Annotated in this window: 24 protein-coding genes; 21 read left to right on the top strand and 3 right to left on the bottom strand. The window is 43.6% G+C overall.

Going from position 1 to position 25,464, the window contains the following annotated elements:
- Window positions 1–104: 104 nt before the first annotated feature.
- Window positions 105–1,817: a GIY-YIG nuclease family protein gene (locus HF312_06950; protein ID MCU7519940.1), complete on the bottom strand. Its 1,713-nt coding sequence runs from the start codon at window positions 1,815–1,817 to the stop codon at window positions 105–107.
- Between the two features lie 229 nt (window positions 1,818–2,046).
- Between HF312_06950 and HF312_06945 the strand changes: the two genes are divergently transcribed.
- From HF312_06945 to aroA, 7 genes are all read left to right on the top strand, one after another.
- The gene (locus HF312_06945) at window positions 2,047–2,841 is read left to right on the top strand and encodes a TIGR00282 family metallophosphoesterase (GenBank protein ID MCU7519939.1); all 795 of its coding nucleotides are present in this window, start codon (window positions 2,047–2,049) and stop codon (window positions 2,839–2,841) included.
- A gap of 84 nt (window positions 2,842–2,925) precedes the next feature.
- On the top strand, window positions 2,926–3,915 hold the full coding sequence (locus HF312_06940) for a site-specific DNA-methyltransferase (protein MCU7519938.1): 990 nt from the start codon (window positions 2,926–2,928) through the stop codon (window positions 3,913–3,915).
- A 75-nt stretch (window positions 3,916–3,990) separates the two neighbouring features.
- Entirely contained in the window at window positions 3,991–4,869 is an 879-nt protein-coding gene (folD, locus tag HF312_06935) for a bifunctional methylenetetrahydrofolate dehydrogenase/methenyltetrahydrofolate cyclohydrolase FolD (GenBank protein MCU7519937.1), read from the top strand.
- A gap of 58 nt (window positions 4,870–4,927) precedes the next feature.
- On the top strand, window positions 4,928–5,797 hold the full coding sequence (gene deoC / locus HF312_06930) for a deoxyribose-phosphate aldolase (GenBank protein MCU7519936.1): 870 nt from the start codon (window positions 4,928–4,930) through the stop codon (window positions 5,795–5,797).
- Window positions 5,797–6,021, top strand: coding sequence for a hypothetical protein (locus tag HF312_06925; GenBank protein ID MCU7519935.1), 225 nt, complete (start codon window positions 5,797–5,799; stop codon window positions 6,019–6,021). The genes deoC and HF312_06925 overlap by 1 nt, the downstream gene beginning before the upstream one ends.
- Window positions 6,022–6,108: 87 nt before the next feature.
- Window positions 6,109–6,618, top strand: coding sequence for an RNA methyltransferase (locus HF312_06920; GenBank protein ID MCU7519934.1), 510 nt, complete (start codon window positions 6,109–6,111; stop codon window positions 6,616–6,618).
- Window positions 6,618–7,895 (top strand): 3-phosphoshikimate 1-carboxyvinyltransferase, encoded by a 1,278-nt coding sequence (gene aroA / locus HF312_06915; protein ID MCU7519933.1) that lies wholly within the window; start codon window positions 6,618–6,620, stop codon window positions 7,893–7,895. Before HF312_06920 ends, aroA begins: the two co-directional genes overlap by 1 nt.
- Window positions 7,896–8,002: 107 nt before the next feature.
- On the opposite strand, the gene bshC is transcribed toward aroA, so the two are convergent.
- Window positions 8,003–9,628, bottom strand: a complete 1,626-nt coding sequence (bshC, locus tag HF312_06910) for a bacillithiol biosynthesis cysteine-adding enzyme BshC (protein MCU7519932.1) — start codon at window positions 9,626–9,628, stop codon at window positions 8,003–8,005.
- Window positions 9,629–9,867: 239 nt separating this feature from the next.
- Between bshC and HF312_06905 the strand changes: the two genes are divergently transcribed.
- Window positions 9,868–10,737, top strand: a complete 870-nt coding sequence (locus HF312_06905; protein ID MCU7519931.1) for a DUF1207 domain-containing protein — start codon at window positions 9,868–9,870, stop codon at window positions 10,735–10,737.
- 24 nt (window positions 10,738–10,761) lie between these two features.
- A complete protein-coding gene (locus tag HF312_06900; GenBank protein ID MCU7519930.1) occupies window positions 10,762–11,769 on the top strand; it encodes a flippase-like domain-containing protein in 1,008 nt (335 codons plus the stop codon).
- An 18-nt stretch (window positions 11,770–11,787) separates the two neighbouring features.
- On the opposite strand, the gene HF312_06895 is transcribed toward HF312_06900, so the two are convergent.
- A complete protein-coding gene (locus tag HF312_06895) occupies window positions 11,788–12,930 on the bottom strand; it encodes a glycosyltransferase (GenBank protein ID MCU7519929.1) in 1,143 nt (380 codons plus the stop codon).
- Between the two features lie 169 nt (window positions 12,931–13,099).
- Here HF312_06895 and HF312_06890 point away from each other — a divergent pair, with 169 nt between their 5' ends.
- The 12 genes from HF312_06890 (at window position 13,100) to HF312_06835 (ending at window position 25,448) form a co-directional block, all read left to right on the top strand.
- Complete coding sequence (locus HF312_06890) at window positions 13,100–14,266, top strand: glycosyltransferase (GenBank protein MCU7519928.1); 1,167 nt, start codon at window positions 13,100–13,102, stop codon at window positions 14,264–14,266.
- A complete protein-coding gene (locus HF312_06885) occupies window positions 14,224–14,880 on the top strand; it encodes a polysaccharide deacetylase family protein (GenBank protein MCU7519927.1) in 657 nt (218 codons plus the stop codon). The genes HF312_06890 and HF312_06885 overlap by 43 nt, the downstream gene beginning before the upstream one ends.
- 121 nt (window positions 14,881–15,001) lie before the next feature.
- Window positions 15,002–16,093, top strand: coding sequence for a glycosyltransferase (locus tag HF312_06880; GenBank protein MCU7519926.1), 1,092 nt, complete (start codon window positions 15,002–15,004; stop codon window positions 16,091–16,093).
- Window positions 16,093–17,073 (top strand): radical SAM protein, encoded by a 981-nt coding sequence (locus HF312_06875; protein MCU7519925.1) that lies wholly within the window; start codon window positions 16,093–16,095, stop codon window positions 17,071–17,073. Before HF312_06880 ends, HF312_06875 begins: the two co-directional genes overlap by 1 nt.
- A 19-nt stretch (window positions 17,074–17,092) precedes the next feature.
- Window positions 17,093–17,923: a DUF1207 domain-containing protein gene (locus HF312_06870; protein ID MCU7519924.1), complete on the top strand. Its 831-nt coding sequence runs from the start codon at window positions 17,093–17,095 to the stop codon at window positions 17,921–17,923.
- A 131-nt stretch (window positions 17,924–18,054) separates the two neighbouring features.
- The gene (locus HF312_06865) at window positions 18,055–18,939 is read left to right on the top strand and encodes a site-2 protease family protein (GenBank protein ID MCU7519923.1); all 885 of its coding nucleotides are present in this window, start codon (window positions 18,055–18,057) and stop codon (window positions 18,937–18,939) included.
- Window positions 18,940–18,982: 43 nt separating this feature from the next.
- Window positions 18,983–19,765: a hypothetical protein gene (locus HF312_06860; GenBank protein MCU7519922.1), complete on the top strand. Its 783-nt coding sequence runs from the start codon at window positions 18,983–18,985 to the stop codon at window positions 19,763–19,765.
- A complete protein-coding gene (locus HF312_06855; GenBank protein MCU7519921.1) occupies window positions 19,762–21,351 on the top strand; it encodes a hypothetical protein in 1,590 nt (529 codons plus the stop codon). Before HF312_06860 ends, HF312_06855 begins: the two co-directional genes overlap by 4 nt.
- A 42-nt stretch (window positions 21,352–21,393) precedes the next feature.
- Entirely contained in the window at window positions 21,394–22,395 is a 1,002-nt protein-coding gene (locus HF312_06850; GenBank protein MCU7519920.1) for a hypothetical protein, read from the top strand.
- Between the two features lie 77 nt (window positions 22,396–22,472).
- Window positions 22,473–23,369, top strand: coding sequence for a PorV/PorQ family protein (locus tag HF312_06845; GenBank protein MCU7519919.1), 897 nt, complete (start codon window positions 22,473–22,475; stop codon window positions 23,367–23,369).
- Window positions 23,370–23,375: 6 nt separating this feature from the next.
- Window positions 23,376–24,350 carry a GNAT family N-acetyltransferase gene (locus HF312_06840; GenBank protein ID MCU7519918.1) on the top strand — a complete coding sequence of 325 codons (975 nt, stop codon included), beginning with the start codon at window positions 23,376–23,378 and terminating at the stop codon, window positions 24,348–24,350.
- A gap of 21 nt (window positions 24,351–24,371) precedes the next feature.
- A complete protein-coding gene (locus HF312_06835) occupies window positions 24,372–25,448 on the top strand; it encodes a glycosyltransferase family 1 protein (protein MCU7519917.1) in 1,077 nt (358 codons plus the stop codon).
- Window positions 25,449–25,464: the final 16 nt, after the last annotated feature.

Genomic DNA, 25,464 nt, shown 5'->3' with positions numbered 1-25,464 from the left:
GGGGTTCCGGCACCCCTTGGGGGTTTGTCACCGCCGGGCTACAAATCAGCCGCGGCTGATCCTTCCAGGACTCTTTTATGGGGAAAATTAAATGGAAAATGGGCTTACTGCATGAAATCTTTCAGCTGGTATCCTTTTGAGGGGCGCTTGATCTTGCCTGTCAAGCCGGACTGGATGTGCTTGAAAAGCTCGTGTTTGCTCTGGAAGTCTTTCAGGTAAAATACACGTACATTGTTCCTGTTTCGGATGAGCCAGTTTAGGGCAATTTTTATTTTGTCCAAATCACGCCTGTCGGCTTCCATATGGTAATTTATAGTGTTGTCAAAATAGTCGTCAAGTGCTTCGTCAAAATGGTCATCGTCTCCAACAATGTAATCTTTGATATATATCCTGCCCGAAAGTAGCAGAACAAAATCCTTTTTGCCCGTCGTCCTTACCTCGATCAGGACCTTTGTTGAGTTTACGGGTTCAGATAAAATCGATGTCTTGTGGATCTGCGCCAGGACGAGGTTAATTAAATCCCTAGTCTCCGAGGCTTCCTCAAACCTCTGCTTTTCTGAAAAATACTTCATCTTTGCAATGAGGCTGTCTAAGGCATACTGGTTCTTACCTGATAAGAATTCATATACTTTATCCAGCTCTTTTTCGTATTCAGCCGGGTCAAAATCCTTCATGCACGGGGCAACGCAGCGGTAGATCTGTGTAAGATAGCAGCCCCTGTGCTTGTTAAACTCCCGGTCGGAACATTCCCTTAACTGAAAAGTGCTATGAACAAGCTTCACCATGTTCTTAACCGAGTCCTTGTTCGTGTAAGGACCGAAATAATCATCCCCGTCAAAATCAAACCTGCGCGCCATCTCAACCTTCGGGTACTCATCCTGCCTTAGCACTTTAAGGAAAAAATTGTTTCCGAACTTCTTTAAGAGAACATTATGAACCGGGTTATGAATCTTTATCAGTTCGCTTTCGGCAATGAGCGCCGTTAGTTCGGAATTTGTTGTCATAAAGCCCAGGCGCTCGGCCTGACGCACTATCTTCCTGCTTTTTGACGGGGCAGTACTTGAAAAATAGTGCTTGACCCTGGTCTTCAGGCTTTTGGCCTTGCCGACGTAAATAATTTCCTCTTTGGAGTTCTTGAAGAAATATACTCCCGGAAGATCGGGAAGCCTTGCAACGTCACTGGCCAGCTTTTTCTTTGTAAGCATGTAGTCCGGTTCCTTAAAAGGCGAGCTCTGGAAATCTATAATTTCCGCCGCGGTTTTATAGCCTTCCTTTGCCTTCAGTTCCTTTATCATCTTAAGGAGCACCTTACCAGTCGCCGTGGCATCTGAAAGTGCCCTGTGGACGTTCTTATTGCGAATTTTAAGGTGTTTTATCACTGACGAGAGCGACTTACTGGAAAGTTCGGGATACATCTTCCTTGCCAGCTTCAGCGTGCACAAAAGGGGATTGGCAAATTTTTCGCTTCCGCAGTCCTCAAAGGCACGCCTGAGGAAAGAAACGTCAAACTGCAGGTTATGGCCGATTAAAATGCTGTCGTCCATGAATTCCTTGACACGGTTGGCTATTTCGTCAAAATACGGGGCGTCGTAAACGTCGGAATTTGAAATTCCGGTCAGGGTCGTAATAAAATACGGTATTTCCATTCCGGGATTGACAAACGTCTGGTAAGTCTCAACTATCTTGAGCTTTCTGATCCTGACCATACCGACTTCAATAATGCGGCAGGTAGATGGGCTCATGCCTGTAGTTTCAACGTCAACGACGCAGAATTCTGCATTCTCAAAGGGTATATCTGTTAGGTTTTTGGGCGACATCACTAAAAATCTGAATTTTAGGTTCAAATATAATAATTAAAGACGATACAAAATTGTACAATTATTTATACCCGCGAAAGTATTTAAGGCGTCCTGGTCAATAAATCCGAATATTTTCAGGAATCCCAGCAATAAATTTAGTATTATAACTTATTAAACTTTTCTTATTTAGCGGAAAAGCAGGAAAAACAACTATTCTGTAATCAAATATATTGGAATTATGGCTCTTATTAACATACTTTTTATCGGCGACATCATTGGAAAGCCGGGCATGGATATGGTAAGAACATGGCTGCCCGGACTGGAAAAAAAATACAAAGCTGATTTTATTATTATAAACGGAGAGAATGCATCCGACGGAAAAGGATGCACGGATAAAGAGGGGAAAGCGCTTTTTGAGATGGGTGCCGGCGTAATTACCGGGGGCAACCATACCTGGGATAAACACCAGTCGCAGGACTATCTTAAGACAGAGGAGCGTTACATCCGTCCCCAGAATTATCCCAGAGGGACTTTTGGACGCGGGTACTATATTGCAGACACCCCAAAGGGGAAAATTGGGGTGCTTAATCTGCAGGGACGTGCATTTATGGCTACTATCGACTGCCCGTTCAGAACGGCCGACTGGGCAATTGAGAAAATAAAGCAGGAGACGAAAGTAATTATCGTGGATTTTCACGCCGAGGCAACGGCAGAGAAAATTGCACTGGCAAACTATATTGACGGGAAGATAAGCGGATTTGTTGGGACTCACACGCACATACAGACCTCCGATGAACGCATTCTGCCCAAGGGAACAGGCTATATCACCGACGTCGGGATGACGGGGCCTTATGACTCTGTAATCGGCATGAAAACCGAAGCCGCAATAAACCGCTTCCTCTATCAGACGCCGCAGAAATACCAGACCGCGGAAAATGACCTCCATCTCTGCGGACTTTTTCTGAAGATTGATTCAGAAACGGGAAAAACAGTTGAAATAAGCAGGATTATGCTGCCGGAGTTCGTAAAACAGTCTGAATAAGTGTTTTAAGTAAATTGATTAAGATACGCTGAATTAATTACTAAGTCGGGCTGAATAATAACTATAGACAGGCTGAATCAGGTTATGGAAAAGATGACTCTGCCCAGGCTGGACAGGGATGAGGAACTCTGCCGGATGCTTCTGCCTTACTGCAGGATAAAACCGGGTGAAGTGTGGTGCGATCCTAAAGGAAGGCATAAAATAGGCTGCCTCGATGCCTTAGACATTGAGGCACTTAAGCTTTTTATGGAAAGTGAAAAGGCGGTAATGGCAATCCATGATCCGCCTTATAACATGGTTGCATTCGGGGAGATGACCTCCGGGGAATTTGTAAGCTGGTCAAAAAACTGGGTCGATAACACGGACCTCTTTCTGCAGGACAACTCTTCGCTCTATATCTGGCTTGGAGCCGATCAGAAAAACCATTTCCAGCCCTTCGGTGAATTCATCATAATGATGAAAGATACAAATTTTGAAAGCCGGAGCTTTATAAGCATGCGCAATCAGAGAGGCTACGGCACACAGAAGAACTGGATGGCCGTAAGGCAGGAACTGCTTTACTACATAAAAGGTGATCCGTATTTCAACGTAAAAGCCGTTTACACGGGCATCCCGAAGGTTGTAAGGGGATACTACAAGAAGGTAAACGGACGCGTGACAGAAAACATGGAAAGAAGCAAGTCCAGCTTCACGCGTGCCGGGAACATCTGGATCGACATACAGCAGGTTTTCTACAGGATGGAGGAGAATGTAAGTGGCTGCTACGCACAGAAGCCGCTCAAGGCAATTGAAAGAATCATTCATTCCGGAAGCCGCAAAAGTGACCTAATAATTGACTTCTTTTCACATTCAGGCACAACACTTCTGGCCTCGGAAAGAGCCGAAAGGCGTTGCTCGACAATTGATATCAACCCCGTCTTCTGCGAAATTACGCTCCGCCGCCTGGAAAGGTACAGGACCTTAGGTAAAACCGGGTGGCAGAATTCCAATCCCTTTGCCGCTGAGATAATAGGAAACAAAATTATTCTGGATTACCTGAAGAGCCGTTACTCACAGGAGGGGGCGCTTAGGTAGGTGAATAAGTACGTGCAATTCGTTTTTATTATCTTTATATTTGAAACAAAAATTTCATAAACAGACCAGAACATTATGAACTTAATTGACGGAAAGAAAGTAGCTTCCGAGATCAAGGAAGAGCTTAAAAAAGATGTTTCCCGCCTTAAAGAAGAAGGCCGGAGGGTTCCGGGACTCGTGACTATTCTTGTGGGCGATAGCCCGGCTTCACAGAGCTATGTAAAAAGCAAGGTCAAGTCCTCTGGTGAGGTTGGTATGGTCTCAAAGCTTGAGAAGCTGGACGAATCAACTTCAGAAGACGCGCTCCTTGAAATGATTGATTCCTACAACAGGAACAACGACTTTGACGGAATACTGGTGCAGCTTCCTTTGCCCGGGCACATCAATGAGGATAAGGTCATAAATGCAATATTGCCTGAAAAGGACGTGGACGGGTTTCACCCAATAAACGTCGGCAGGCTGGTAATAGGACAGGACACACTCTATCCCTGCACACCGGCAGGCGTTCAGGAACTGCTTAAATACTACAAGATTGAAACCAAAGGCAAGCACGTCGTTGTTGTGGGGCGCAGCAACATTGTTGGAAAGCCGGTTTCAAACATTATGCTGCAGAAAAAGCCGTATGCAAATGCCATTGTAACTGTATGCCACTCGGCGGCAAAAGACCTCACGCAGTACACAAAATCGGCCGACATTTTAATTGCTGCAATCGGAAAGGCTAATTTCATTACTGCCGAAATGGTAAAAAACGGTGTGGTTGTTGTTGACGTCGGAATTAACAGGGTCCCTGACGACAGCCCCAAGGGCTACAGGATTGTGGGAGACGTGGACTTTGAAAGTGTGGCTCCAAAGTCATCTTATATAACTCCCGTTCCCGGAGGCGTTGGCGCAATGACAATTGCAATGCTTCTAAAGAACACTTACAAGGCATATTTAATGAGGAACAAGAGTTAATATTTGTCCTCTTAAGAATACAAGTAAATATTTATAAAATAAAATTTTTAATGGTAAAATGGATTCATCAACAATAGATAAAGTTGTTTCACAGGTTTTTATTGAGAAAGCGCTAAGAGATTTTTATTGTGTGGGAAACACGTGTGCCGGCTGGGAAAAGAACGTAATTGACCAGCCGACGGCAGTTAAAAGCATTATCAAGCAGGGAGCTGAAAGAATTGCAGCGGGCCCGGGAGTAGGCGGCGGGATAAGCGACAAGAACCTTGCCCGCATGATCGATCATACTCTTCTGAAGCCTGAGGCCACAACCGACGAGGTAAAGAAACTGTGCCAGGAGGCAAGGGAATATTCATTTGCCTCTGTGTGCGTTAACCCTTCGTTTGTTCCTCTTTGCAAAGAGCTCTTAAAAGGAACGAGCGTCAAGGTATGCACAGTAATTGGCTTTCCTCTGGGAGCAACAACTACAGAAACAAAAAGATTTGAAGCCGAGCAGGCGCTTCAAAGCGGGGCGCAGGAAATTGACATGGTGCTGAACGTCGGACGCCTGAAGCAGGGTGATAACGAGTACGTCTTTAACGATATTAACCAGGTAGTGCTGGAGGCAAAAAAATATAATGCCGTATGCAAGGTGATCCTTGAAACAGCTCTTCTGAGCGATGAGGAAAAGGTAAGAGCCTGCTTAATCTGCAAGAGCGCCAAAGCCGATTTTGTAAAGACTTCAACCGGCTTCAGCAAGGGCGGCGCAACCGTGGGCGATGTAGCCCTTATGCGCTACGTTGTAGGTACTGCCATTGGCGTTAAGGCCTCAGGCGGCATACGCACGCTTGAAGATGCAGAGGCGATGATTCAAAGCGGCGCAGACAGAATAGGCGCAAGCGCCAGCGTTAAGATTGTTACAGGTGAAAAATCCACGAAAGACGGGTACTGATGACATTAACAATGGTAGTTACCAAAACCGATGACGGCTTTACGGCGGAAGTTCCTACAATTAAAGGATGTGAAAGCTGGGCTCACGACGAAGATACGGTAATAGATAAGACTCTGGACCTCGTTGCTTTTTATCTGAAGCTCGAGCAGTCCTACTTTGCGATGGACAAGATAAGAAGAACAGGGAATAAGTCATTCTATAAAATTATCTTTAACAAAAAGTGATTTTTTGTGAGAGAATTCAAAACAGGCTCACGCCTCAATAAAATTATTGAAGTCATCAAAAAGCGCCAGCATTCGCTGAGTGTGGTCATGGAAAATATTCACGACCCGCACAACGTTAGCGCAATTTTACGCACCTGTGATGCCGTTGGAATAGCAAAGGTATCACTGGTTTACAATGTTGAGAAATTTCCTAAACTAAACCGCACTAGTTCTGCCAGCGCGATTAAGTGGGTGGAAAGAGAGAGGTACCGCGATGTAAAGGAATGCTTCGATAACCTGCATAATGAGGGCTTTAAGATTTATGCAAGTTCACTTGCGGAGCATTCAATAAGCCTCTACGACATAGATTTTACGCAAAAAGCTGCTGTTGTGCTTGGAAACGAGCACAGGGGCATTTCAGAGGAAGCCGCCCAGAGCGCCGACGGCCTTTTCTTTATACCGATGCACGGAATGGTGCAGAGCCTGAATGTTTCGGTCGCCAATGCCGTAATACTCTATGAGGCTCAAAGGCAGAGGCTCATAAGCGGGATGTACGACAAGCCTGAACTAAATGAAGAGGAAATTGACAAATTTATTGACGAGTGGTGTAAAAAGTAATGGATAAAAGCTTCCAGAAAGTTGAAAAGGTTAAAGGTGTTCTAAAGCTCCCGGGCGATAAGTCTATCTCACACAGGTCTGTAATATTCTCAGCCTTGGCCGAAGGGACCTCATCAATTGAAAACCTCTCAGACGCCGAGGACGTAAAGTCCACAATAAGCTGTTTTGAACAGCTGGGCTGCTCATTTAAGAAGTCCGAAGGCAGGCTATTGGTTACGGGAAAGGGATTTAAGAAATTCAAAGAGCCTGAAGTTTTATATGCCGGGAATTCAGGCACCACTTCGCGCCTTTTGAGCGGTATTCTAGTTGCACAGCAATTTACTTCTGTTATTACGGGCGATGAATCGCTTTCATCGCGCCCGATGAAAAGGATTGTTGACCCTCTGGCAGAAATGGGGGGATTGATTTCAACAACCCCGAAGTTTACACTTCCAATTAAAATTTCGCCTTCAGAAAACCTTCATGCAATTGAATATAATCTTCCTGTTGCCAGCGCACAGGTAAAAAGCGCCGTTATGTTGGCAGGGCTTCACCTGGAAGAAGAAACAACCGTTGTGGAATTTACGCCGTCAAGGGACCACACCGAAAAGCTCCTTTCACTTAGGACAGAAGACACTGGTACGGAAAGACGGATCTTTGTTTCAAAAAAAGATTACCCTTGGGCAAATGAATATTTTGTTCCTTCGGATATTTCAACTGCAGCGTTCTTCATTGTGCTGGCATTATTATCCAAAGAATCTCATCTTGTTATAAAAAATATCAGCCTTAACAAAACAAGAACAGGTATACTTGAAGTTTTAAGAGCTATGGGAGCCAGGATTGAGGAGGATAATGTTAAGGTTACGATGGGTGAACAATACGGCGATCTTATCGTCTCCTATAGTGACCTACATAACATAGATATTCCCAAAGAGATTATACCTAATGTAATTGATGAGATTCCGGTATTAAGTATTGCAGGCCTTCTTGCAGATGGTAATTTCAGGATCTCAGATGCACACGAGCTAAGGGTAAAGGAAACGGACAGGATCAGTGCAATATGTGAAAACATGAAAGTGCTTGGCCTGGATGTAACTGAAAATGAGGACGGCTTTGAAATTGCAGGCCGGATAAAAAATCAGAATCCCACGTTCAAAAGCTACGGCGACCACCGCATTGCTATGGCCTTCGGGGTGCTTTCATCACTGCTTGATAGCGGCGGGAAGGTAATTGATTTTGATTGCGTAGGTATCTCTAACCCCGATTTTTTAAATCAGCTTAAGTCCATAACAAAATGAAAGAGATGTTTTATGGCAGAAGTAAGCTTATAGGAAGCATCAATTGTTAATTTGATACAACCCAGGTTTTATGAAAAAGGCCCTTATTAGGGAGCCTTTTCTTTTAGTTAAAGTTCCGTTATCTGGTGCTCGAACCTGTTGATGGCCAGTTCGCTGAACATCCACTTTATAATATCCAAACCGTATTTGTGTGCAAAATAGATAAAAGACAACTCACGCTCCTGAAAATTTCCGTTGGGAAACAAAACGTTTGAGGCTTTGTTAAGCTGCCGGATGGTGGATTCATGCTTTTTCTTCTGCGCCTCGTTTGTCTTATCTTTCAGGATCTTAAGCGACTGGTCGACCCTCTCGTTAACCTTAGATACGGCATCATTTAATGTTTTGTCAATTGAAAGAAGCTTTCCTTTGAGCTTGTCCAGCGACTGCTGGATCTCACGCTCACAGGCCTGAAATTCAGACTCAAATTCCATATCTGAAATTGATTTAATTACATTCTCAAATAAAGTTTCCTTGTCATTAAAGAAATCGTTGAACCTGAGACTGTATTTGTCTATAGTTTTCTGTATGTTCTTTTCAACTATTGTGAGCGATGACCTGGGATAAACAACGGGCTGCGGAACGTTATAAAATTTATACAGCGGGATTACCTGTGCAAAGTAAGAGATTTCTCCGGGGCCGCCAACGTAAAAAGCGGTAGGGAGTATGTAATCCTGGCAGATGGGCCTCAGAAGAACATTAGGGCTGAATTTATCGGGATTCGAGTCCAGCATTTCCATTATTGTGTGCTTTAATATCTTCTTCCTCTTGGATTTCAGCCTGAAGTCGTCATCTGCGGGTTCAATTAGGTATCTGCCGTCCTCGTCACTATAGAACAGGTTAATAGGGTTTACCTTAACCTGTGCATGGTAAACCTCTTCAAGCTCGGCACTTATCTGGACCAATTCTTTCGTATGGTCGCTGAAGTTCTCAAGCTCCTGCCTGAATACGGGTCTTAAGAGCTCCTTGATCCTGCCGTCCTGAGGGTCAAAAAATATAATTCCGTATTCATCAAAAATGTCAAATAAGAGTTTTCTGAAAGAGCTTTTGAAAGTTTCACCTTCCTTATAATAGTTCTTCAGCTTCTCCATAATCCGGGGCTTAAAGTCATTGTCCCTCAGTATGCTGTTGACCTCTTCGTTTGTCTGCGAGATGCTGCTGTTGAAGGTGAGTTTCCCCATGCTTCCGCGGTTCACCTCTGAAGGTTCTCCGTCATTATACACCACATTTACTACGTCATTACTTTCACCAATCAGGTTAGCCGAGCGTACCTCATCAAAATCGTGGTCGTCTCCTTCAAGCCAGAATACAGGCACAAAGCGGTAGGCCTCGTACTTATCCTTCAAGAATGAGCAAAGCTTAATTGCGGTAATAATTTTATAGAATGTATATAAAGGGCCTCCATAGAGCCCCAGCTGTTGTCCTGTAACTACGGCCAGTGTTTTATCTGATGAAAGAAGATCTATGTTTTCCAGAGTCTTTTTAGACGGAGTCAGGTTTTCATACTGGTCGTGTAATATGCTGCTAAGAAGGGTGCGGTGGTTTCTTTTTTTGCCTGCAACCTCAGCAAAATGGCTTCTGAATGCTTCAGTATCCCGGAAATCCTTATGATAAAAATCCTTAACGCTTTCAAATTCATACATATAATCCAGAAACAGGTTCTGCTGACCGGGAAGATCACTGAAATTTACGAACATTTTCCTCTCCTGTTACATTTTTCTGTTGAGTGCTTATAATATATAAAAAATGCGGCCTTAATGAAAGAAAGAACGGAGGGCTAATACGTGAAAATTGCTTTTGAAACCAGGGCGCTTTTGAAACCAGGGCGCCTTTGAAACCAGGGCGCCGGGATAAATTATGATGAGCGCTCATGAAGTATTTATAATTATTTCTTATCTTTGCCATGTTATAAACTCCACAATTTTTGAGCATTAGTATGTTTAGGTCCGTTTTACTCTTAGTGCTGTTCCCATGCCTCTTATTCAGTCAGACTGATTCTGCATCGGTTAATTATGAATTTGCGCCTTCGGGGCTTCATTTTATGCCTTTGAAGGCAAGCTACCAGGAGGCAAGGATGGGTATTCTGTATTATCCGTCTGACGCCAACCTGAAGGTGGATATTGGCAACTCGGTTGACCTTCTGAAGCTTAAATTCCCCTCATCAAGGGGAGTGCTGACCTTCGGGGTAGAGTTTATGGCTTATGCCTACTCTACAAGCTACAGCGGGCACAGGCTTCAGATAGACGCTCTCGACGGATTTTTCGGCGGCAATGCTGCTTTTTCAAAAAGCTATGATGAAGGAAGGCTCATTTCAAGGTTCAGGATCATCCACAACAGCGCCCACCTTGTTGACGGGCATTACGACGTGGAGCAGGGGGTCTGGAGAGGTTCAAAGACACCAATCCCTTTTACGAGGGATTTCGGGGAGCTATTACTTGGCTATGAGGCTTTTAAGAAAAACTACTCCTTCAGGATCTTTGGAGGCCCGGCCTACTCTACACTGGTAAGACCTCTTGAAATAAAAAAATATTCCTTCAGCTCGGGGTTTGAATACGCTTTCTATAACCCTTTCGGACAGGTTTTCCGGAAGGATTTCAACTTGTTTGCCGCTTACTACATAAATATACTTGGTACTCCTGTCTTTCATGGCAACAATAATTTGGTGGCCGGCGTTAAATTCGGACAGTGGTTCGACAAAGGGATACTCCTTTACTTAAACTACTATACCGGCAACAACATGTTCAGCGAGTATTTTAAGGATAATATACAAAGGTTCGGCATCGGCTTTTCTATTGATTTTCTTTAAGGCAGCCAGATTCAGACTTAATTTATGAATAAAGTAATTTTCGCAAAAAAATATAAAGGCAGAGCTGTCTCTTTTCTGAAGGTCCTGATAGCTATTGGACTGCTGATTTATCTAATCAGCGCCGTAAGCTTCAGGGAAATAATGGCGGCACTTAACGGCGCAAATTATTTTATGATTGCAGCAGCCTGCATTCTGAGTTTCTTAAATATATACCTGCAGTACTGGAAGTGGAAAATTCTGTGCCGGGAGATTGTTGAAGAGAGAGAAAGAAAGATTATCCTTAACTCTCTTTTATACGGTTTTTCAGCCGGCATAATTACGCCATTCAGGCTTGGTGAGTATGTGGGGCGCGCACTTGCCTTTAAGGGCAAAAAAGCGCTTAAAGTGACGCTTGCAACGCTTATAGATAAATTCTTTGCATTTGTGCCGGTGTTTTTCATCGGTGCTGTTGCAAGCGCGGTATTCCTATATAGTTCCTATGGAATAGGGAAAGCATGGCTCCTGGTGCTTCTAGCGGTTATTCTTCTATCCTTATTTTTCTACCTGTACTCGGTGCTGAAAACGGATTTCTGGGAAAGGATGATTATAAGGTTAACTTCAAAATCCAGACGCCTGACGGAGTTTATGGACGGGCTCAGGACATTTAAGCTCTTAAGCGGCAGAACTTCTCTTGACATCTCATTAAACACTTTTGTTACATATCTTACATATATTGCGCAGTATGGATTCCTGGTTGCTGCTTTTTCAAACGGGTGGGATATAATGACTTATTTCTGGCTTGGCATGCTGATATTCTTTGCCAAGGCGGTTATTCCGCCTGTAACATTCGGGGAACTTGGAATAAGGGAAAGCGCTTCTGTGTTCTTTGCCGTAAAGCTGGGCCTGAGCTCGGCAGTCGGATTTAACGCTGCGATATTTCTTTTCTTTATAAACGTTCTTCTTCCTTCCATCCCGGGCGTGCTGCTGCTATTTAACACTAAAGGCTCAGCAAAAGCCAGTGCTGCCGCATCTGAAAACAAAATAGAAGATTAGCTCATTTTCTTCGCTCTTTTAAGCTTCTTTTACCTTCGGCCTCAGGTTCGATCCTTTCCAGTCAAATGGGATTGTAAGAGAGCTTAAGAGTGTTGCTATAATAAGCAGGGGATGAATCAAAGACAGCAGAATGAAAATCTTTGTCTTGAATTTAATACCGAGGACTTTGAATCCATATTTAATTACAAAAAAGTCCGCCGCAACTTTAACAATTCCCAGGGCTAATAGAACACTGAGGCTCACGCCAAGAAGATAGAACAGGGGAGAAAGTACAATTGACAGATAATAAAGGAAAACGACTGCCCCGGCAAGCTTGATCTTTAAGGGATAGAAAGCTCCCTGTGTGCCCCAGCGCAGGCGCTGATGCCACACGCCTTTGACGCTTTTGGGTGGAAGTGACTTTACAATTGTATCTTTGCCCAAGGCAAAGGCGGTTTTATAATTCCCGTTTTTTACCAGGTTCTGCAGGAAGAGGTTGTCGTCACCCGAGACGCAGCTGGAACTATCGCCATAGCCCCCAACTTCATTAAAGACTTTCCTTTTATACGCCAGGTTTGGAGCTGAACACATAAGAGGAAGGCCCTGACCCATTGCGCCGGCTGAGACAACGGCCTGGGAAAGGAAGTCAAGCGTATGAAGCTCATGGAATACGGTGTAGTCATCCGGATCAAAAACCGTGAGTGCCGTCACAAGCGCCACGCCATCGTTAAAGTGACTGATCATATTCATCAGCCACGCGGGGGAGTGAATGCAATCGGCATCAGTTGTTACGATTATTTCTGAATCCGTCCGGGCAATGGCATTCATGAGGGCGTGCTTCTTTGGTGCAATACCTGCCGGCAAGCTCTCTATATTGATAAGCCTGAAGTTAGCATTCCTGGAGGCAAATTCCTTCATTACCTCTTCAGTTGAATCTGTGGAACGGTCGTTAATCATTACAACAGTCAGCTTCTCTTTCGGATAGGTCTGGTTTTCCAGTGAGGTTAAAGTCCTGTGTAAGTTGGCTTCTTCATTTCTTGCAGGTACGTAAACTGAGACCGTTGGCAGCTCACCTATAGCTTTAAGAGGGGCATTCTTCAGCCTCGCGACCCCGTGCCTTACCCAAAGCGTAAAAGTAAGATAGAAAAGTGAAAGAAAAAGAAATACTATGCTGATTGTCATAAATATGTTTCCGGAGTGATATAATTAGGAAAATAAACATAACAAATAAAGCTGAAATAAAAAATGTTCCATTTATTTCAGGTTTATTATTAAATTAGCATTTCAAATATACAGTTCATCTGTGTTAATTATTTAACTGATTTCTGATAATTTTTATCATCCTTCTTTTATGGACATACTAATATATTTGCTGTTTGCAGGACTGCTGGTTTATGCCATCATCGGCTTCCTTGTCAGTTTCGGGATTAACCGGACTTCAGGAAAAAAACGTTCCGCCTTAAAGACAAGCCCGTTTGTTTCAGTCATAGTTGCAGCAAGAAATGAGGAGGATAATATTGAGGACTTACTTGAAATTCTTTTGCATCAGACATACACTGAATATGAAGTAATTATTGTTGACGATAATTCAACAGACAGGACAAGGAACTTTGCCGAAAGAGTAATTGCAAAAGAAATAAAGCTTAAAGATAAATCTGCGGGCACTCCTGAGGCGAGAGTAATTCCGGCAAGAAAGAATGTGCTTAACTGGGGACCGAAGAAAAACGCACTGCACACCGGAATTGAATCAAGCAAAGGTGAAATTATTCTTACTACGGATGCCGACTGCCGCCCTTCAAAAGACTGGATAAGCCAGATCGTTTCTTTTTATGAAGACGGCGTTGGATGCGTTGCCGGCTACACGAGACTTGAATCTCACAGGCCGGGCTTTCTTGAAAAGCTAAAAAGCCTCGAAAGCCTTGCCATGGCGATTATTGCAATGTCGTTTATAGGGCTTAAAAAGCCTTACATTGCAGGCGGCGGCAATTTCTCATACAGGAAGGATCTCTACTATAAGCTTGGCGGCTTTGGTGAAAATGCCGTAATTGCGGCAGGGGATGACGACCTTTTTGTACAGAAGGCCTCAAAAGTTACAAAAGTTGCCTATGCAACTTCAAAAGATTCTGTCGTAAAGTCCATTCTTAAGAATGACAACTACATCAACAGGAAAAAAAGGCACATGGCTATAACAAAGCACTATTCATACGATTTAATCGCGCTGGGAGCCCTTGTGTTCTCTTTTATTGCGGTGCTTTTCATATGCCTGGCCTGGTCACTTTTTACGCTTAACATTCCGCTTCTTAAGATTGCGGCCGTTGTTTTCATGCTGAAAGTCCTAATTGATATTTTTGTGCTTGACCTGGGTTCAAGGCTCCTGCACGACAGGTATAATCTCCTTGAAGTTCTCTTTACAGAACTCCTGGTATTTCCTTATACAATTGTGCTCCAGCCCTTTTCACTCGTTGGCAAGATTAAATGGAAAGACAGAAGTTTATGTACGTTTATGACCCTCCTCTGATTATAAAAAAAGCGCTTCCTTTTTTCTACTGGAACACTACGGATAACCGCATCATGATGACCTTTGATGACGGGCCGAATCCTGATACAACAGGAATTATTCTCCAGGCGCTGAATAAATATGGAATTAAGTCACTATTCTTTTGCGTGGGCAATAATGTCAACCGTTACAGCTCCCTGCTTGGTGAAATTTTAAGCGAGGGGCACGAAATCGGCAACCACACTTATAACCACAGGAAGCTTTCATTTCTGGACAAAAAGGTTGTATCTGATGAAATTGAGAGTACAAACAGTGCAGCCATGGACAAGTTTGGCCGCAGGATGAAATTCTTCCGCCCCCCGTACGGCAAGTTCGACCATATGACACACAGAATTGCAAAAAGTAACGGGCTTTACATGGTCCTCTGGTCGCTCCTTACGTATGATTTTCAGAATAACTTCAGCGTGGTTAAAAAGGGGATTAAGAAAAGCCTAAGGCAGAATTCCATTATTGTACTCCACGACAACTCCAAAAGCAAAGGGGTGCTCAGGGACTCAATTGAGCTAATCGCTGAAGAGGCTTCTTTGAAGGGCTATAAGTTCGGGACGGCAGGAACAAGCCTTTCGAAAAGATGAATTTAGTGAGTTAATTTTCTTCACTTATAGCTCAAATATTAGTACATTTACAAAAAAAAATTCCGATTGACTTAATAAATAATTACGTATTCTTCTTTAATAGTGCCGGGACCTTTGACAGATGTTTGAAACTATTTTTTTAATAGCAGTAGGCCTTTATTTCCTGCAGTCGTTTATGCTGCTTGTTGGAGCTGGCAAAAGATATAAAAAGATTCCTTACGAAAAACTTCCTTCAGTCAGTGTAATAGTTGCTGCAAGAAACGAAGAGGAGAATATCGGAAGGTGCCTGAGTTCGCTCGATCGTCTTGAATATCCCGAAGGTAAAATTGAGATAATTATTGTAGATGACAGTTCCACGGACAGCACGCGTAAAATTGTTGAAGATTTTATTTCCGGAAAGCCGAAGTTTAAGTGCATTTGCACGACGCATAAAGTAGACCACCTGAAAGGGAAAACAAACGCGCTCGCCAATGCTATTGAAATAGCAAAGGGCGAAGTGATTCTGACAACCGATGCCGACTGCCAGGTACAGCCGGAATGGGCAAGGTCAATTGCCTCATATTACGAAGAGGATGTTGCCATGGTATGCGGTTATACGACGCAGGAGGCGACAGATCAGTTCAGCGGAATGCAGATGCTGGATTTTATGTACCTGCTTACTGTTGCAGCAGGATCTATGAATCTTAATTTTCCTCTAAGCTGTATTGGCAACAACATGTCATACAGAAAGTCGGCTTACAAGGAAATTGGCGGCTATGAGGCGCTCAAGTTCAGCGTGACGGAGGATTTTAACCTCCTTAAGGCAATGTTCAAACTGGGCAGGTATAAGATTATCTATCCTCTTGAGGCAGGAGCTTTAGTTGAATCCAAACCGTGCTACGACTTTAAGTCCCTTTTCTGGCAGAAGAAAAGGTGGGGTGTAGGCGGACTGGACAGCGATATCAAAGGATTCCTTGTCATGGCCAGCGGATTTCTGGCAAATCTATTTACAGTACTGACGCCGTTTTTCTTCAGTGCCACTGCTCTTTATCTTGTGGTCTTTAAGATAAGTACGGACTTTTTTGTTTTATATCCGGTGCTTAAGAAATTTAACCTCGTTAAAAAGCTGAAGTATTTTGCGAGCTTTGAAGTCTATTTTATAATTTACGTCCTTTTATTACCTTTCATAGTTATTCCCAGTAGAAAAGTAGTCTGGAAAGGCAGGAATTACTGATGCTCTTACTTTGTAATTATTATGTTACCTACAAGTGCAATTCCTCTTGTGAGTTCTGTCATTTTGCCGATCACGAGAAATTTAGTACTTTCCCGGAAGCATCTCTCCAGGATTTTAAGAATAATGTCAGCCAGCTTGCCCGTCTCGGCGTAAAATTCATTGATCTTACGGGGGGTGAACCTCTTCTGAATAAAGATATAGCAGAAATGGCCGGCTTTGCCCGCAGCCTGAGGATGCAGACAAGTATAACGACAAATACCTTGCTTTATCCCAAATATGCCGATAAATTGGCGGGTAAAATCAACCTTCTGCATTTCTCAATGGATTCTCCGGATGAAGAAGAGCACAACAGTATAAGAAGGGTAAAATGCTTTAAGAGCATTTTTAAGAGCATTGAAATTGCAAAGTCGCTTGGTGAATATCCCGATATTCTCTTTACGGCAACAAACGAGAACTTCAGGAAGCTTCCGCGAATGTATGAAATTACGCAGAAGTACGGGCTGGTTCTGATAATTAACCCTGTATTCTCTTATTTCGACAACCCGGGGCTGAATGAGGAAGCAATTGAATACCTGGAAGAGTTTATCAAGGGGAAGCTGGACGTTTATATGAACGGGGCATTCTTAAGGCTCCGGAAAAATGGCGGCAATGATATAAATAAGCCCAGCTGCAAGGCTGTTTCACGCGTAATAGTTATATCCCCGGATAATAAAATTGTGCTGCCGTGCTATCACTTTGCCAATAAAACCGTTCCGATTGACAGGCCGCTTAAAGAGATCAGAAAGTCAGAAGAATTAAAAAAATACATGGAAATGGAAGGGCGCTTTCAGTTTTGCTCAGGATGCACGGTGAACTGCTACTTTGAGCCGTCATTTGCATTCCCTTTGGATATTTATTCAATACAAAGTTTAGGTTCAAAACTAAAATACAGCTTTAACAAGCTAATCGTTCAGAAAGTAAAGAAGAATTTTCAAAACTAAACATTTAATTATTTCTATTATGAGAATTATTTCAGTTATAACAGCTCTGTTCTTTTTTAATGTGATGGCTTACTCACAGACGGAAGTAAAACTGTTCCCCGATAAATTAAATATTCAGCCATTTACCGCTAATGCTCTTGAACCCAGAATGGGGGTTCTGTTTCATGTAAATAATAATGAACTAAGGCTCGATATAGGAAGCTCCATGGATCTGGTTAATTTCTCCCTAAGTGAGAAAGAAAACCTCTCCATTGGTGCAGATTTCTTTACCTATACACTGCTTAGAGGCGAAAAGGATTTCCATTTTCCTGTAGATGCCGTAGATTACCTTTTCGGCGTAAATGCCGGATACAAGAAAACAATTGAAGACGGCGAATACGGGCTCAGGTTCCGCCTAAGCCACATAAGCGCGCATTTTGCAGACGGGCACTATGATTTTAAGAATCTGATCTGGCGCGATAACCAGAACCCGAGGGTATATAGCCGTGAGTTCCTGGAGTTTATTCCGTTCTACAGGATGAATAATTTAAGAGTCTACGCGGGACTTACATATATTTTCCATATCGATCCGACTTATCTTGGGAAATATAACTATCAGGCGGGTTTTGATTATTTCCTGAAGAATAAATTATTTAATTATGTTACGCCATTTGCTGCTTATGACATAAAGATGGTTAAAATACGCAAGTATTCTGCAGAGAACACGTTTAACCTTGGAATAAAGGTAGGGCACTCTGAGGGCAGGGGATTCAGCCTTTATTATTCATATTATTCGGGAATGAGCATGCACGGCGAATACTTTGACTATCTAAAATCTTATAATGCAATCGGATTTAATTTGGATTTGTAAAAATGTCAGAAGAATTCCGTGATCCTTACTTTTCTTTAAACCTCGAAAAGGCGGAAAGAAAAGAAAAAAATAAAATTGCCGTCCACCTCCTTTTGTTTGTGGTAACATTTTTTACTACAACTATGGCAGGAATGGAATGGATTACTGGCAGCGCGGGCCCCTATGAGCTCAGCAGCCTGAGGGTAGGATTGCCATATTCTATCTCAATTTTATTTATACTGGCTTCACACGAGTTCGGGCATTATTTTGCGGCAAGATACCACAGGGTGAAGGCCACTTTGCCTTACTTTATTCCTCTGCCGTCGTTCTCCGGGATGTTCTTAAATTTCGGTACCATGGGTGCCGTTATAAGAACTAAAACTGCTGTGCCGGACAATAAGGCGATGTTTGACATCGGTGTGGCGGGGCCAATAGCTGGATTTATTGCAAGCCTGATTGTGCTCATATACGGCTTTACACACCTTCCGGGGGTGGGCTATATTCTGGCTATTCATCCGGATTACTTTACTTCTACTTACGGCACTCAGGGGCTGAACCTTAAATTCGGGGATACTTTGCTCTTTTCATTTTTAAGGCATATTTTCACAAATAGCAGTCAGTTTGTGCCTCCTATGTCTGAAATTTATCATTATCCATATTTGTGTGTCGGATGGTTCGGACTTTTTGTAACTTCCATGAATATGATTCCGGTAGGACAGCTGGACGGCGGGCACGTAATATACAGCATGTTAGGTGCCGAAAAACACAAAGTTCTAAGCTGGGCCTCTTTAGTTGTGCTCCTTGTGCTGGGTCTCATGGGCCTTTCCGGGGAACTTTTCAACTTCAGCTTTGGAATTGGCTGGACGGGGTGGCTCGTTTGGGGAATAGTTCTATTCTTTGTAATTAAGGTAAAGCATCCGCCGGTCATGTACTTTCACAAGCTGGACAGGACAAGGATGATTATAGGACTTGTCAGTATTGCAATTCTGATTCTGTCTTTTTCTCCTTCGCCGATCACAATTGCAGCGGGTTCCTGATTTAGAGCTTGATATATTTTAAATTTAAACTTAAACTAACCCAATGAAAAATTATATTATCCTGTTTTGTTTAGCCCTGTTTTTCGGCTGCGATAAGATTCCATCCGGAGTAAGCGATGTACACGAAAGCAGCTATGAGGTGACGGGAATGGATGCTCCGGCGGATTTCGTTTTTGACAATGCCGATTCATCTTTCACAGTGACCTTAAAGCTTAATTCATCAAGCGACATCGAGCAGGTCTGGATTGACGTTTATTCTCCCGACGGGACAAAGATGAATGAAAGGCCTTTCCAGCTTGCAGATAACGGCAATAAGGCACTTGGGGATACAGCCAAAGGTGATAACGTTTTTTCCAACCGGTATCCGTTTTCGCAAAGCTACGTCAACGGCATATACAAAATTGAATATTTTGTACAAAGTACTGATGGTCTGACAAATAAAGTTGCCGAACACACTTTTAAGTATGATAATAAACAAACGGATTATCCTCCTGTTTTGTCCGATCTCGTAATGCCCGATACGGTTAACGCAGGCGTACCTTTTAACTTTTCTGTCAGGGTAACAGACAAAAACGGCCTTACCGACGTGAAGAAAGTATATTTCAAGTTTATACGCCTGGAAGACGGATCTGCTTCGCCTAACGTGGACATGTGGAACGACGGGGAGCTTCTGCATGGCGATGAGGTAAAAGGCGACGACATTTACTCATTCAGCAATTATTTTACTCTGGAAACAAAAGGAAAAACAAGACAGTTTGTTTTTCAGGCAGTAGACAGAAGCGATTCCTTAAGCAATATTATTACCCATAACATCTATGTTAAATGAAAATTAAAACCCTTTTCCCGATAGTTCTGACCCTTCTTCTTTTTTTGACCGGCATGGGATATGCCCAGATCAGCCCTGAGTCGTATGGCATGAAGAGGGAGAAAATACAGAAGACTTCATCTTTAACACCAATAAGCAACAGCATAAGCGACATTCTGACCGTTGGGGATACCGTATGGGTTGGCACAAGCCGCGGCTTAAGCCGTTCTACCGACAGAGGGGAGAACTGGACAAACTATTACGGCACTGAGGCCTTTGGAAGTGAAAGCATTTCGGCTCTAGCATATTCAAACGGCGTTATCTGGGCCGCAACGGCACACAGCGTCGAAAAAGACGGGCAGAGTCTTTCAGAAGGAAGCGGCCTCAGGTATTCCAAAGACAACGGAAATACGTGGAACGCAGTTCCTCAGCCTGTTGATGCCCCCGGGGATTCTGTTATTAATTACGGCATAAACAGGTTAAGAGCCCTCCCTGTTACGGTTGCCGTTAACAACCTCGCTTACGACATTGCACTTACGCCCGGGACGGTCTGGATATCTTCATATGCCGGGGGCTTAAGAAAAAGTACTGACATGGGTAAAACCTGGCAGAGGGTGGTGCTTCCTCCGGACAGGCTGGACAGCATTATGCCCACAGACACACTGCATTTTGCGCTTCAGCCCGTTGCGGGCAACTTCGGCTCCGAGAGCAACCTGAACCACAGAGTGTTTTCTGTAATAACTGACGCGGGCAACAATTTATACGCCGGGACTGCGGGCGGAATAAATAAATCAACCGACGGCGGCATAAGCTGGCAGAAATTTACACATCAGAATCAGCCCTCTCCCATAAGCGGTAACTTTGTGGTCGCAATGGGCTACAACACTGAAACAAGCTCCATATGGGCTGCAACCTGGAAGGCTGAGGAGACCTCGGAATTCTACGCAGTAAGCTATTCAAAAGATGGCGGAAGCTCCTGGCAGACAACACTGGAGGACGAGAAGGTGCATAACTTCGGCTTTAAAGGTCAGGACGTCATTGCAACAGCCGACAACGGGCCCTTCAGGTCCAGTAACATGGGGCAGTCGTGGATACTTCCCGGGCAGATCGTGGATAAGCAGTCGGGCATTTCACTTCAGAATACAGTTTATTATGCCGCGGCCTCACAGGATAACACAGTATGGATTGGAACAGAGGCCGGGCTTGCAAGGCTGAATGAGACTGGTTCAATGTGGCAGGGAGACTGGAAGCTTTTTTATGCTACACAGCCTCTTTCCTCTCAAAATGAAGCCTATGCGTTTCCGAACCCATTTTCGCCAGACGTGGAAAGGTTAAGCATTAAGTACTCGACTGGCGGCACCAGGACAAACGTCACCATCAGGATCTTTGACTTTGGAATGAACCTCGTCAGGACGGTTATTCAGAATGCAGAAAGAGGTGCCAGCTTTCATGCCGTTGAAGGGCAGAGCAATATCAGTAACGGTGTTATAGACTACTGGGACGGGCGCGATGAAAACGGCAAAATTGTTCCAAACGGAGTTTACTTCTACAGGATCGATAAAGGCTCGGGTGACCCGGTTTTCGGCAAAGTAATAGTTTTATTATAACATTTTAGCAAACAGATTTTAATACAATATTTTGAGGTCCTATTGAAAAAGCCCATTATAATTTCAGTTTTCTTCTTTTTAATGGCATCCTCATTATTCCCTCAGGCGGGCTATAGCGAAATAAGCAGTATGCCCGGGGCATTCAGCCGCCTGGGTTTTGGCGCAAGAGGAATAGGCATGGGAAACGCAATGTCTTCAATAACAGAAGGCAACCTGGTTTCCTATTATAACCCGGCACTTTCTGCTTTCCAGCAGGATAATTCATTTGCCGCCTCTTATTCTTTCCTTTCGCTCGACAGGACGCTGAACTTTTTGAATTTTACCAAAAGGTTTGAGCTTAAATCAAAAAGCCAGGATACGGCAAAAAGACAAGTAAGGACGCCGGGCCTGAGCTTCGGAATTATTAATGCCGGCGTGACAAAAATTGACGGACGTGATAATCAGGGTATGCAGACCGGAGACCTGTCCACCTCCGAAAATCAGTTTTTCCTGAGCTTTTCAAACAGGTTTTCTGAAAAACTTGCCATCGGCCTTGCAGTTAAATTCTACTACTTTAAGCTCTATGAAAAGATTACAACGAGCGGAATCGGCTTTGACATTGGAGCCCTTTACACATTGAGCGGAAGAATGAACCTGTCTTTAGTCCTTACTGACTTAAACAGCAAGTACAAATGGGATACCGCGCCTGTAAGGCAGGAAAGCGGGAAAACGACAGAGAATAAATTCCCGATAGGGAAAAAAGTGGGCTTAAGCTACCGCATCCCTGAGTATAAAATAATTGCCTCAGCTGAATTTGAAGGCTACGGCAAAGGGGCAAATTTCCTGAGGTTCGGGGCAGAGTACAATATCTACGACCAGCTCTTCTTAAGGGGCGGCATAGACAAGCTTAATTTAAGCAATAAGGATTATCCTGCACGCCCTGCAGTTGGTTTTTCTTACTTTAAGAAGCTCTCAGGTTTTATTGCGGGAATTGACTACGCATTTGTACCGGAGCCTTATTCATCCTCCGGAGAGCACATACTTGGCATTAACGTCAACTTTTAATGCTTAGTTTGTGATTTTTAGAACAGTTGCTTATTGGTTTAACAAAAGGTAATTTTGTAAGGAACTTTTGGTATTATATGAAAAAAACAATTTTAGTTTTCTTATTATTTTCCACATATATTTCGGCTCAGACGGCAGGCAAAAGCGGCTTGTCTTTTCTGAAGCTCGGCTTTGGCGCCAGGAATGTCGCCATGGGTGACCTGGGGGTTGTAAACTCCACGGACGTGACAGCGCTGAACTATAATCCGGCAATGCTTTCCGGGTTTTCATCTCCTGAAATTCTTTTTACACACAACCAGTGGATTGAAGACACAAGAAGCGAATACCTGGGCGTTAGCTTTAAGCTCTTAGGGCTTCCGTGGGCAGTTGGAGTCAATACCACTACAATAAGTGACATTGAAGTTAGAACGCGCCCAGGAGAAGTTGAAGGGAAGTTTAACGCGAATTATTTTGCCGGAAGCCTGTCCACAGGCTTCGGTATAACAAGCCACATTTCTGTCGGTGCTACTGTAAAATACCTCTACGAAGGGCTGCTTTCAGACGAATCGAACGGACTCGGCTTTGATCTTGGAATGTTTTATGAAAGCCCAGTCGAAGGCCTGAACTTTGGTGCCGCATTCAGAAACCTGGGCAGCATGAACGGCTTGAGGACAGAAGCTACAAAGCTTCCCTCCGACTTCCGTTTTGGGGCACTCTATAGTGATCTTTTAAATGAGCTTAATTCGAGCTTTACATTAGGAGCAGAAGTGCAGAAGTATCTTGTAGCTAAAGATACACACGTTAACTTTGGCGGGGAGCTTCTCTACGATGATATGATTGCTTTAAGAGCAGGATATCAGACAGGATTTGAATCCAAAGGCTTCACAGCGGGCCTTGGGCTCAAGTGGTACAACCTGAGCTTCGATTATGCTTATACACCGTTTCTGCTGAATTTGGGATCATCTCACACTATTTCCTTAAAATTTAAATTCTAAAATACCATGATTGAATATTCTCCTTTTAAGTCTTCTAACGTATCCCAGCACGAATGGGACGAGTTTGTTGAAGAGTCGGATAACGGTACAATCTTTCATACCAGAAAATTTCTTTCTTACCATCCTGAAGGAAGATTCCAGGATGCATCAATTGTTGTAAGAAGAAAGAACAATCTTTTCTCGGTTCTTCCGGCTGTAATACTTGAACGCGACGGCAAAAAAATCCTGTCCTCACACGGAGGGGCCTCCTACGGCAGCTTTGCCTACCGCTCTGATCTGAATTTTCAGGATGCGCATGAACTGGTTGACATACTCCTGGATCATGCAAAAAAACTTAAGGTGGACAGGATCCAGGTGACCCCTCCGCCAATTATCTATCAGTCGAAGCTTAGCAATTATATAGACTTTGCGCTTGTAAGAAACGGATTTTCATACCTCAAAAGGGAAGTCTCAAGCGTAGTGCAGCTTGACACAGAACGCGACAAGCTGATTTATACCTACCGTCCCGAAGCCAGAACAGCCCTTAAGAAGGCAATAAAGCAGGGCGTTGAGGTTGTTGAATGCGAACGCTTTGAAGAGTACTATGAAATTCTGAAGAAGAACCTTAAGATGAGGCACGGTGTTACGCCGACGCATACGTTGGACGAGCTTCTGAAACTGAAGTATATGTTCCCGAAAAAGATCAGGCTCTGGGGTGCATTTGTGGGAGAAAAACTGATTGCCGGCGTATGCAATTTCAGTGTTAATCCGAAAGTGGTGCTTGCATTCTACATAAGCCATGACGAGGAGTACCAGGAATACCGCGCAGTAAATCTTCTTTTCTACGAAATAATGAAAAAATACCAGGACGAAGGCTTTAAGTACCTCGATTTCGGTATCTTTACGGTCAACATGGAGCCCAATTGGGGCCTTGGCCGCTTTAAGGAAAATTTCGGGTCGAGAGGTATATTCAGGGATTACTTCTATAAAGACCTGAAGTAAAGCCCCCTTCTTTAAAGCAATATGCACAAGATCCTACACATTGCTCCAATGAATTATGCGGGAGTCCCTTACAGCTTTTATGATATGCATCTTAAATGCGGTGATGACTCCCGCATCATTACTTTTCATAAAAATGAGCGCGATTTTCCGGAAGATATATGCCTGAACTGGCCCCTTCCGCGCTTTAAGGTTGCTTCTTTGTGGAGAAAAAAGAAGGTAGCCTTAAGGGAAGCCTCATTAAACAATGCCGCGCCAGTCTTTAAGCCGAAGAACATTTTAGAAAGCTGGTACTTTTCATTTACTGACCTGACGAGGGCACCCAAGGTTGAAAGGCTCATCAGTGAGTTTAACCTGAACGAGTTTGAAATTATTCATTACGATGCAGGCCTTGATTTCTTCCGTGACGCAAGGCAGGCAAAAAAATGGAAAAAAGAAGGGAAAAAGATAGTCTGCTGCTACTACGGGAGCGATCTAAGGACCCGGGGAATAATAAGAGATCTGGATAAAATATCGGATCTTAACATAACTTCGGAATATGACCACCTGGCCCTGAAAAAAGATCTCGAATATGTTTTCTATCCCTACGACCCCGGGGAACTGCCCGAAAAAAGCAGTACCGAAAACGACGTGCCCGTAATCGTGCACTCCCCGACAAACAGGAAATATAAAGGTACGGATCTAATACTGTCTGTAATTGATAAGATTAAAAAGGAGAGAAAGATCCGCTTCCTGCTCCTGGAAAACATGCCTCGCGCTGAAGTTCTTAGTGCAAAAAGCCGGTCAGATATCTGTATAGACCAGGTGGGCGGCACAATGGGGGGAACGGGCTACGGGAAGGCAGGAATCGAAACAATCGGAATAGGGATACCTACTGTTACAAATATGACGCTAGAATATGAAAAGTGGCTGCCCGAGAACCCGTTTGTTGTAGCTAATAATGCCCGGGAGCTTTATAATAAGCTTAGTGAGCTCCTTGAGTCCAGAGAGCTGAGGCTTACGCTTGGAGAGAAGGGGAAGCTGTGGCTTAAGAAATACCACGGCTATGAAAGCGTAAACAAGAGACTCTATGATCTCTACAAAGAAAAAAACGTAATTTAATAACATTAAAAGTATA

This window comes from Ignavibacteria bacterium, assembly GCA_025612375.1.
Lineage (GTDB): Bacteria > Bacteroidota > Ignavibacteria > Ignavibacteriales > SURF-24 > JAAXKN01.
This window is presented reverse-complemented; position numbering and strand designations above follow the sequence as displayed.

Coding starts and splice junctions, on each gene's coding strand:
- folD (MCU7519937.1), top strand. CDS start 3,991: ATGAACTTAATTGACGGAAAGAAAGTAGCTTCCGAGATCAAGGAAGAG.
- HF312_06950 (MCU7519940.1), bottom strand. CDS start 1,817: ATGTCGCCCAAAAACCTAACAGATATACCCTTTGAGAATGCAGAATTC.
- bshC (MCU7519932.1), bottom strand. CDS start 9,628: ATGTTCGTAAATTTCAGTGATCTTCCCGGTCAGCAGAACCTGTTTCTG.
- HF312_06925 (MCU7519935.1), top strand. CDS start 5,797: ATGACATTAACAATGGTAGTTACCAAAACCGATGACGGCTTTACGGCG.
- HF312_06855 (MCU7519921.1), top strand. CDS start 19,762: ATGAAAATTAAAACCCTTTTCCCGATAGTTCTGACCCTTCTTCTTTTT.
- HF312_06860 (MCU7519922.1), top strand. CDS start 18,983: ATGAAAAATTATATTATCCTGTTTTGTTTAGCCCTGTTTTTCGGCTGC.
- HF312_06875 (MCU7519925.1), top strand. CDS start 16,093: ATGCTCTTACTTTGTAATTATTATGTTACCTACAAGTGCAATTCCTCT.
- deoC (MCU7519936.1), top strand. CDS start 4,928: ATGGATTCATCAACAATAGATAAAGTTGTTTCACAGGTTTTTATTGAG.
- HF312_06865 (MCU7519923.1), top strand. CDS start 18,055: ATGGAATGGATTACTGGCAGCGCGGGCCCCTATGAGCTCAGCAGCCTG.
- HF312_06900 (MCU7519930.1), top strand. CDS start 10,762: ATGAATAAAGTAATTTTCGCAAAAAAATATAAAGGCAGAGCTGTCTCT.
- HF312_06880 (MCU7519926.1), top strand. CDS start 15,002: ATGTTTGAAACTATTTTTTTAATAGCAGTAGGCCTTTATTTCCTGCAG.
- HF312_06845 (MCU7519919.1), top strand. CDS start 22,473: ATGAAAAAAACAATTTTAGTTTTCTTATTATTTTCCACATATATTTCG.
- HF312_06940 (MCU7519938.1), top strand. CDS start 2,926: ATGGAAAAGATGACTCTGCCCAGGCTGGACAGGGATGAGGAACTCTGC.
- HF312_06890 (MCU7519928.1), top strand. CDS start 13,100: ATGGACATACTAATATATTTGCTGTTTGCAGGACTGCTGGTTTATGCC.
- HF312_06835 (MCU7519917.1), top strand. CDS start 24,372: ATGCACAAGATCCTACACATTGCTCCAATGAATTATGCGGGAGTCCCT.
- HF312_06895 (MCU7519929.1), bottom strand. CDS start 12,930: ATGACAATCAGCATAGTATTTCTTTTTCTTTCACTTTTCTATCTTACT.
- HF312_06885 (MCU7519927.1), top strand. CDS start 14,224: ATGGAAAGACAGAAGTTTATGTACGTTTATGACCCTCCTCTGATTATA.
- HF312_06840 (MCU7519918.1), top strand. CDS start 23,376: ATGATTGAATATTCTCCTTTTAAGTCTTCTAACGTATCCCAGCACGAA.
- HF312_06905 (MCU7519931.1), top strand. CDS start 9,868: ATGTTTAGGTCCGTTTTACTCTTAGTGCTGTTCCCATGCCTCTTATTC.
- HF312_06920 (MCU7519934.1), top strand. CDS start 6,109: ATGGAAAATATTCACGACCCGCACAACGTTAGCGCAATTTTACGCACC.
- HF312_06870 (MCU7519924.1), top strand. CDS start 17,093: ATGAGAATTATTTCAGTTATAACAGCTCTGTTCTTTTTTAATGTGATG.
- aroA (MCU7519933.1), top strand. CDS start 6,618: ATGGATAAAAGCTTCCAGAAAGTTGAAAAGGTTAAAGGTGTTCTAAAG.